This is a genomic window from Arsenophonus nasoniae DSM 15247 (genome assembly GCF_000429565.1).
Classification (GTDB): Bacteria; Pseudomonadota; Gammaproteobacteria; order Enterobacterales; family Enterobacteriaceae; genus Arsenophonus; species Arsenophonus nasoniae.
Genome location: NZ_AUCC01000103.1, coordinates 1 through 8,651, shown reverse-complemented (window position 1 = coordinate 8,651; position 8,651 = coordinate 1). Strand labels below are relative to the sequence as shown.

At 39.0% G+C, this 8,651-nt stretch carries 5 protein-coding genes and 2 pseudogenes; 3 read left to right on the top strand and 4 right to left on the bottom strand.

Translation table 11 applies throughout. The annotated features are described in order from the left end of the window. A partial coding sequence (locus tag G468_RS0114905; RefSeq protein ID WP_026823754.1) for an IS3 family transposase occupies nucleotides 1–260 on the bottom strand: 260 nt, incomplete at its 3' end. Nucleotides 261–335: 75 nt separating this feature from the next. Here G468_RS0114905 and G468_RS0114900 point away from each other — a divergent pair. The 3 genes and pseudogenes from G468_RS0114900 to G468_RS0114890 all read left to right on the top strand — a co-directional run. Continuing rightward, nucleotides 336–1,115: pseudogene (locus G468_RS0114900) on the top strand (PTS system mannose/fructose/sorbose family transporter subunit IID); the annotation flags it as partial. Nucleotides 1,116–1,124: 9 nt separating this feature from the next. Next, complete coding sequence (agaF, locus tag G468_RS0114895; protein WP_026823752.1) at nucleotides 1,125–1,556, top strand: PTS galactosamine/N-acetylgalactosamine transporter subunit IIA; 432 nt, start codon at nucleotides 1,125–1,127, stop codon at nucleotides 1,554–1,556. A 9-nt stretch (nucleotides 1,557–1,565) separates the two neighbouring features. Continuing rightward, complete coding sequence (locus G468_RS0114890) at nucleotides 1,566–2,420, top strand: tagatose bisphosphate family class II aldolase (RefSeq protein WP_026823751.1); 855 nt, start codon at nucleotides 1,566–1,568, stop codon at nucleotides 2,418–2,420. Nucleotides 2,421–2,681: 261 nt separating this feature from the next. Here the strand turns inward: G468_RS0114890 and G468_RS0114885 are convergent, their stop codons facing one another. From G468_RS0114885 to G468_RS25450, 3 genes and pseudogenes are all read right to left on the bottom strand, one after another. Next, on the bottom strand, nucleotides 2,682–3,476 hold the full coding sequence (locus tag G468_RS0114885) for a hypothetical protein (RefSeq protein ID WP_026823750.1): 795 nt from the start codon (nucleotides 3,474–3,476) through the stop codon (nucleotides 2,682–2,684). 24 nt (nucleotides 3,477–3,500) lie between these two features. Continuing rightward, a complete protein-coding gene (locus tag G468_RS0114880; RefSeq protein WP_026823749.1) occupies nucleotides 3,501–8,348 on the bottom strand; it encodes a TcdA/TcdB pore-forming domain-containing protein in 4,848 nt (1,615 codons plus the stop codon). A 165-nt stretch (nucleotides 8,349–8,513) separates the two neighbouring features. Continuing rightward, nucleotides 8,514–8,651 (bottom strand): annotated as a pseudogene (locus G468_RS25450) (IS91 family transposase); the annotation flags it as partial.

Genomic DNA, 8,651 nt, shown 5'->3' with positions numbered 1-8,651 from the left:
ATGTCATTATCCCTCTGAGCACGCTTAAGTTGAACTTCTAATTCTTGTATGCGCTGTTGCTCGGGTGTTAACGCTTTTGATTTTACAGGCGTATTCCCATTTAACTCGGCAAGATATTGTTGCTTCCATCGTGATACGGCAGATTTACCCGCACCGGATATTTTTTCAACTTGGATATTGCTATATCCACCTTCAACCATGAGTTTTGCATATTCCAGTTTTTGCTTTCCGCTAAAGGTTACTTTTACTTTTCGGGTCATATTTATACCTATAAGATTTTGCTTAATTATAAGCTATAAATCTCTACAGTTTTATTAGACCACTACACCCTCGGTAAAGCATTAACTTCCTATGACATCAATGTTATGGCATTACGTTCTCTCCTTTTACAAGCTTCTTTTAACTATGAACGTATGCAAGCCGGTGGATGGTTATATACGCTAATTCCCGCTTTACGTAAAATTCATAAAAATCCACAAGATCTTGCCAATTCCATGAAAATGCATATGGAATTTATTAATGTTCACCCGTTTGATGTCACTTTTTTATCCGGCCTAGTATTAGCAATGGAGCGCAGTAAAGAGAAAATTTCGACTATTCGCGCAGTTAAAGTTGCCTTGATGGGGCCATTAGGGGGAATAGGTGATGCCTTATTTTGGCTGACTCTACTACCAATCTGTGCTGGTATTGGTGCTTCACTTGCTTTACAGGGTAGTATTTTTGGCCCGATCGTTTTCTTATTGTTATTTAATATTGTTCATTTTGCCTTACGATTTGGTTTAGCGCATTACGGTTATCAAGCAGGGACTAAAGCAATTGCGATACTAAAAACGCATACCAAAAATATTTCTCATGCTGCCTCTATTGTCGGTATGACGGTAATTGGGGCATTAGTAGCTTCCTATGTTCATCTCTCTACGCCGTTAGTACTAAAAGCCGGTGAGGCTAAGGTAGCATTACAAACAGATGTGCTGGATAAATTAATGCCCAATTTATTACCACTGGCTTTCACACTGATCGTCTACGGTTTTTTGAAACGAGGCTTTTCACCAGTAAAAATGATCGGCATTACCATTCTATTTGGGCTGGCCGGTAAATTAGTTGGATTCTTATAAGGAGTAAATATGTTAGGCATTGTCATTACTGGCCATGGAAGCTTTGCTAGTGGTTTAATGCAAGCAATGGAGCAAATTGTTGGCAAACAATTGCAATGTACTGCCATTGATTTTACTGAAGGCATGACAACAGAAGATCTATATGAAGCACTAAATCAAGCCAGTAAAATTTGTGATGAGGGTGATGGCTTAGTATTTCTTACTGATTTACTAGGCGGCACACCCTTTTATCAAGCCGCGCAGTTAACATTGCCCCATCCACAATGGCAAGTCCTAACCGGAACAAATATGCAAATGGCAGTTGAAATGATGCTAGAACGACAAAGTCTCGATGCAGAAAAATTTCGTGATATGGCGCTGGATTGTGGCCATCAAGGATTAACCAGTTTATGGCATCAACAACAGCAAAATAAAGGATCCCATAATAATGATGGTATTTAAGGAGTTACCATGTATTTAATTTCTACCCGAGAAATGCTAAAAAATGCCCAACGGGGGCGATATGCGATACCGGCGTTTAATGTTCACAATTTAGAAACTATTCAAGTTGTGGTAGAAACTGCGGCCAACATGGCTTCACCGGTCATTCTGGCCGGTACACCGAGTACCTTTACCTATGCCGGCCTTGAATACATAGTATCTATTTGCACCCAGGCCGCTTCATTAAACAAACTACCCCTTGCGCTTCATCTGGATCATCATGAAGAATTGACCGATATCTGCCATAAAGTTAAAGCCGGAGTTCGCTCGGTGATGATCGATGCCTCCCATCTACCCTTTGCAGAAAACATCGATACAGTAGCTAATGTTGTTCAATTTTGCCACCGCTACGATGTAAGTGTCGAAGCCGAATTAGGACGCTTAGGGGGGCAAGAAGATGAATTAATCGTTGATAGTAAAGAGAGTTTTTATACCGACCCAAGTGCCGCTAAAAAATATGTTGCACAAACTGGCATAGACTCACTGGCCGTTGCTATTGGATCGGCTCACGGACTCTACCACGATGAACCTCACCTTGATTTTAAACGCCTGGCGGAGATCCAGCGTCAAGTTGATATTCCATTAGTGTTACATGGAGCATCAGGTATATCTGAAGAGATGATACGTCAATCTATTTCATTGGGGATCTGTAAAGTCAATGTGGCCACCGACTTAAAGATTGCCTTTGCTGATGCAGTAAAACAATATTTATCTGAACATCCTGATGCTAACGATCCGCGCAAATATATCACACCAGGAAAACAAGCAATGCAGCAAGTCGTAGAGAATAAGATTCTGATGTGTAATAGTGCCGGTAAAATCTAGCGCGATATTGCCACATCCAGCCACTAGTATTTAACAAAATCCGATGATTAATTATCTGTTAAGAGCCTATTGCAACCCTATTAAATAACAAAGCTGGCTTAATCTTCATTAAAACAGATAAAAAACAGCAATGATAAAAATAAATCATCCAATTACTGACCAAATATTTACGTTCAAATAAATTGATATTCGACAGAGCTAACTAAATAATTAAAATCAGTTTTTGTTTGATAACAAAACAACAATGGTCTGAAAAGTAGACTAAGCAAAAGTGGCCCATAAAGGATCAGCTGGAATATCTGAGATCAAGAGCCCGCTTTCTGTCGGCGTCAAGGTGACGATGGCGGGCTGCAAAAAACGATATTGCTGTTGTTCATCATTATCATAAATCAATGCTTCCCGCCGATCTTCTGATAGCCCTAAATAAACCAGATCATGATTCGCATCTACACTGCTTCCAGCCTGGACTATCCGACCAGCTATACTATCATACCAAGCTCTTATCGGATCCCCCGCCTGATCCTGCAATCCATGCAACATTAAGTAATCAGTTGAGTATGGCATCGCTTTAATAAGCTTATCCAACTCTAACTTAGCATCGTCATGATGCTGACGTAACCACTCCTGTGAAACCCCGAGTAAGACATTTTTACCCTGGTTATCCAACAAACTAAATGCCCCATCATCACGCAGACTAAATAACTTATTATTGATAGGAAAAAGTGATTTAATATTGCTCGCAACTAATTGCGCCTGATTATGGGATAAACCATCATCTGATTGAAAGTAGAGTTCATGTTTTTGTGGATTGTAAAAATAATAACTGGGCGCATCACCGGTTGTGTTCGCCGCAAGAATAAATTCTGTCATCGCAGTTAATGACGGCAACTGACTTTCTGGCAGCTCATTTGCAGGGTCTAGTGGATCAGTCGTTTGCGGCTTGACTTTGGGCAGGTTTAAGCTGATCGTTTTATGGACATGCTTATCTTTCGTTATTATCCAATAATACTTTTCCTGTCCATCAAGATAACCGGATAAATAGAGTGTATCAGCCACCTGACTCGGAACAAGCGCCGTTGGTTAAACAAGTTCATATCGGGTGTCTAGCGCCAAAAAAGGAATTTTATTGCGTTCAGCTAATAACTGCCCACTATTGTGATCCTCAATGATAAAATCTACCGGCTTTTTCATCTCATCTAGAATTGCCAATAGACGTTGATCATTATTAATGGCAACCAATTTTAACGCCGTATCCTCAACAATATAGACACTACGCATATTCTTTCCCTGTTCAATCACAAAAAGTAATTGGCCATTTCCCTGTATAGTATAGCTACGAATCATGTCATGACTTTCAGTTGCAAAGCTAAATGGCTGATATTGTTTCATAATCTTTCCACTGCTAATTTCTACCTGCCAAATAGCAGTATCGCGATAAAACCAGGCTTTATCACCGTCAACTTTAGCTAACACCGCTTGACTTAGAAATTCTGCCTCACCTGGCCGATTAGTATAAATCATACGACTACGAGCGGTTTCATAATAAGCTCTGCCTACCTGTCCCACCGCATTATCCGGTTGATAGTGATCGATAATGACAAATGGCGTCGGATGCTCCTGAATATTAGCTAACATTTTTAGATATTCATCCAGCGAATTATTATTGAAACGCATTGCATCCATATGAATGATATGCATTTGCTGACTTTTTTCATCAAAAACAAAAATCCCTTCTTTATTTATCACCGAAATCTGACTAGCATTTTTCGGTAACGTGACGATAACATTATCAATATAAAGATAGTCACCCTCTTCACTAACCTGCATATTAGTGCCCGATTTAAGGTAACGCGCATCCAATACCCAACGCGTATTGGCATGATTTGATACTAAGGTTATTGGCACACCTTTCGCTAAGCTAATCCGATATTCTCCCTCACCACCAATTAACTGATAACTCATATAGCGCTGAAAATCGATCGGCAATGCAGGGATCACCAATTCCCTATCGCGATCGTCCAAAATGACTTTGATGGGTGTCGAAACATAATCGGGTATAATTTTATAGATCGCGCGCTCGCCGGGAAAAGCATAAAAATCGAAGTCAAACCGACCATCTTGTTCCAGTTTTCTTAATAGATCAAAGCCTCTATCATCGCGTGTGGTGACAAAAGGTAAAATCATATAGGCATAATCCAGGTAAGTAATCGGCGTACCTGGCAGGATTAGAACATCATCACCTGGCTTAAAGTTAGATTGACTACTTTGATAGCCCAATCCCTGTCGAATATTGATCGCCTGGCTTTTATCTCGATTTACGCCTCGATTGGGCCAGAACAAGAAATAATTACTGTGACCTGATCCGCTGGAATAAGTAGGATCATTACGATAGAGATACTGACTATCAAAAGTGAGTTTATTTTGGCGTAAATCCAGCTCGGTAATAACTGCACCCGGGATCGGCTCCATAATAATGACCGCATCGCTGTCAGCTATTTTTTTCTTTATCTGCCGATAACCACCCTGCTTATAAGCCAAATCGACATCGGCAAAATAGTTACCGACTATCTGTACATTATGGGTTACCTTGCCAAACGCTTCTGCCAACGCGCTAACCCCTATCCCTAGTCCTGCCAGTGGGACAGATAGAGCGCCAGTAAACGCAGCCGTCGTCTGTGCTCCAGCCATCCACGCACCTATCCCTACACCAGCAACCGCTAAATTAGTGCTATCAACCCCTAACTGAGCACTAAAAACCGCACGTTGCAGATCATTTTGCGCATTAGCTAACTCAATACTATCCAAAGCAATGCTACTAAAATTTAATATAAAATCAGTCGCACGATGAAAATGAAAGACTTCGCCTAGTAATCCTTTCGTTGCCTGTTTGCCCTGATTTACCGCCATGTGATACAAACTGGCCAATTTCAGGGTATCCTCCACTGTCCCATGCGCTATCTGAGTCAAATTAAGATAAGCGTGGATATTAATTGCCGTACTAAGGGTTTCTGATAACTCATTATCCACCACCCCAAACCGATGGTTATTGGCAAACCAAGGGATCAGCTCTTTTATCAGGAAAGCGGCATTTAATCCATGTACCCCCTCCGCATCAGTGATATTATCCCGCAGAGCTAATGTTTTACCATTGTAATGATAAGCTTTGCTAACTATTGCTAGGTATTCATTATATTTGTTAATAAAATCAATAATATATTTATTATTGATAATCAATTTTTTTAGTAGATGAGTCTCTTGATGAATGAACTGTAAAACATAACTACCTGGCTGCGTTTTACTTTTGCTAAAACTGGTGAAAAGCGGTAACCACTTTTGTAGCGACAATTGGTGATAATGATAAAATTGGATCATAGTCGATTGAAATTGCTCTGCCAGCTTAATAAAAGACAAAAATTTATAAGAGACAGACCCCAGCCCGAGCGGATCACCTAAAGTCGATTTTTCCATCCCATTTTTTATCCGGCTATCGACTGTTTTAGCGGCTGTTTTCTCAATATGCCAATCATTTGTCTCATGATTAAAAAGCAGCGTGGTTTTATTACCCGCTTCCATCAACCGTTTTCTGCCTTCATCATTGACTATCAGCTTAGATGAGTAGGCAGAAACAGAATAAGGTCGAATCGTTTCATCTAAGGCCTCAGCAAATTGTTGGACATAACTGGTTTGCTGCTTATCATCAGCCAACGAGCAACCAACCAGATTGATGTGTTTTGGCGAAACCGTCATGCCTAAATCAGCCACCAACTGTTTTAATTGCAGTGCCAACGGTTTAGGCTCACGCCAGGCCAGGCTGACCTGATCACCATCAAGCTGATTATCGCGTCCATGACCCACTAACTGCCAACGCAGCTTAGCTTGCTCTCGTAAACCTTTTGTATTGCCATACACAACATAACTATTTCCATGACTATCAAGCTGAATTAAAACCGATATTTGCGGATGTTTTTTCAGTAATTGGAGCGCAGCTTCAGTTACTATCGGATCATTTTCCAGCTGGATAATTAATTGACCATCAAACTGGCTACTTTCCCCTTCATTATCAAAATGAATAGGCGAAATTTTCCAATCTGATACATTACGGTCAGAGGCTATGGTATCAGCATCTCCGCTTGATGCCGTCAAGGTAAACTTATTAGGTAGCGAGATCAATTTGTCAAACACGGGATTATTATTAAAAATAATTTCTTTTAACGTATTCGGTAGATCAGTTGGAATGCTTGCCAACTGATTATTACTTACATCTAGCTTTATTAATCCTTGTGGTAGCTGATCTGGTAATTTAACAATTTGATTATTATAAACATTTATATATTGCAGTTCATTTGACAGAACTTTAGGCAAATGACTCAATTGGTTACTATAAGCATCAAGCGTATTTAACGCTGGTGGTAGCTTATCCGGTAACCTATTTAATTGGTTATTACTGACATCTAATACTAATAATGAATGAGGCAGATTAATTGGTAATAAACACAATTGGTTACCACTAACATCTAATCTCAATAACATTTGTGGCAATTGATTAGTTAAATAAGTTAATTGATTGTTGCGAACATGCAAATCTTCGATTTTATAAGGTAAACTAACCGGCAAAAGCGTCAAATGGTTATTATTAGCGGTAAGATATCTTAATTTTTCTGGCAAATGATCAGGTAAATTATCCAATTGATTGTTGCTAACATTAAGGCTTACTAAACTACTTGGCAACTGTTCGGGCAAGCTTGTTAGCCGATTATCATGTGCAGCCAGTTTTTCTAACTTATCTGGCAACTTATCTGGCAAATCACTCAATCGATTATTACTAACATCAAGTGTTGTTAAGTTATTAGACAAATCAGTTAGCAAATTTGTTAATTTATTATGACTAAGATCAAGGCTGGTAAGCTTATAGGGTAAATAGATAGGTATTTTAACAAGTTGATTATTATGCGCATCAAGTACATTTAAATCAGCGGGGAGATTATCGGCTATGACAGACAAATGATTATTGTCAACCAATAAAATTTTGAGTTGATTTGGTAAATGATCAGGCAGATTTCTCAGCAGATTACCACTGACATTTAGATGCTGTAATGCATCGGGTAAGCTATTAGATAACGTCTTCAATTTGTTATTGCTAACAGAAAGAAATTGTAAAAATTTTGGCCACTTATCAGGCAAAACCGCTAACCAATTACTATGTACATCAATATTTCTTAAATCATCCGGTAAATTATCAGGTAAAAAAGTGAGTTTATTACGATGAATATAAAGATTTTCTAATCCAGCAGGCAAACTAGTTGGCAATTCAGTTAACTGATTATTACCAGCATTAAAATAAACTAACTGATCGGGTAATTGTTCAGGCAACACTTTTAATTGATTACCACTAACATTAAGATAGCGTAATGAATCTGGCAGATAATCTGGTAAGTGAGTTAATTGATTATTACCCAGTGCCAAATAGGTTAAAGTATTGGGTAAAAGGGTCGGTAAAGAAATTAATTGATTATTCCGCGCATCAAGATGCTTTAAGTTATCGGGCAAATTATCGGCAAACGTTGTCAGTTGATTATTGTGAACGTCTAAATTTTCAACACTATTTGGTATATGATTAGGTAAAGTCGTTAGTGCCAAACCGGATAAATCAAGCGACTTCTCGCCGTTTTTAAGACAACTGATCAACCGCTGTAATGCGATGTCTCTATATTCTCCCGAATCTTTATCAACTAAACTCGTCCATTTCATCCATTCTGTAATCGCTGATACGGTAATAGAATTCGAATGGTTGCTGGTATTTTGGGATATTAACCGATGCAATACTTTCTCTGGAAGCGGTAAGGTAGAATCAATGACCAGATCTTGTAATGTGGCTGGAAAATCATCAGGCAGCTTAATTAACGGGTTATTATAAACATCGAGTTTCACCAACTGTTCATGGTTAGGAATCTCAATCAATACAGTAAGGCATTAATGGAGGTGTTTTGAACTCAATATTTCTATTAAATTCTGACAGTTTTCTCGTTGATTAACCATGATAACATTAATTCGGTTAAATTATCATCTAAAAGCCTAATAATAGGCACACTGCTCCTAGGCTGCGGTTTGTAACCATCGTTTTTTGACCATTTTATCCCGCCTTTCTGACAGTAAAGTGACGGCGTGTATTCCTTTTTCCGCACTCATAAACCGCAATCGGTTTCCACATAAAATACATTGGTACGGGTCAGT

What these genes read in the sequence shown, in the direction of transcription:
- agaF (WP_026823752.1), top strand. Translation starts at nt 1,125, where the DNA reads ATGTTAGGCATTGTCATTACTGGCCATGGAAGCTTTGCTAGTGGTTTA.
- G468_RS0114890 (WP_026823751.1), top strand. Translation starts at nt 1,566, where the DNA reads ATGTATTTAATTTCTACCCGAGAAATGCTAAAAAATGCCCAACGGGGG.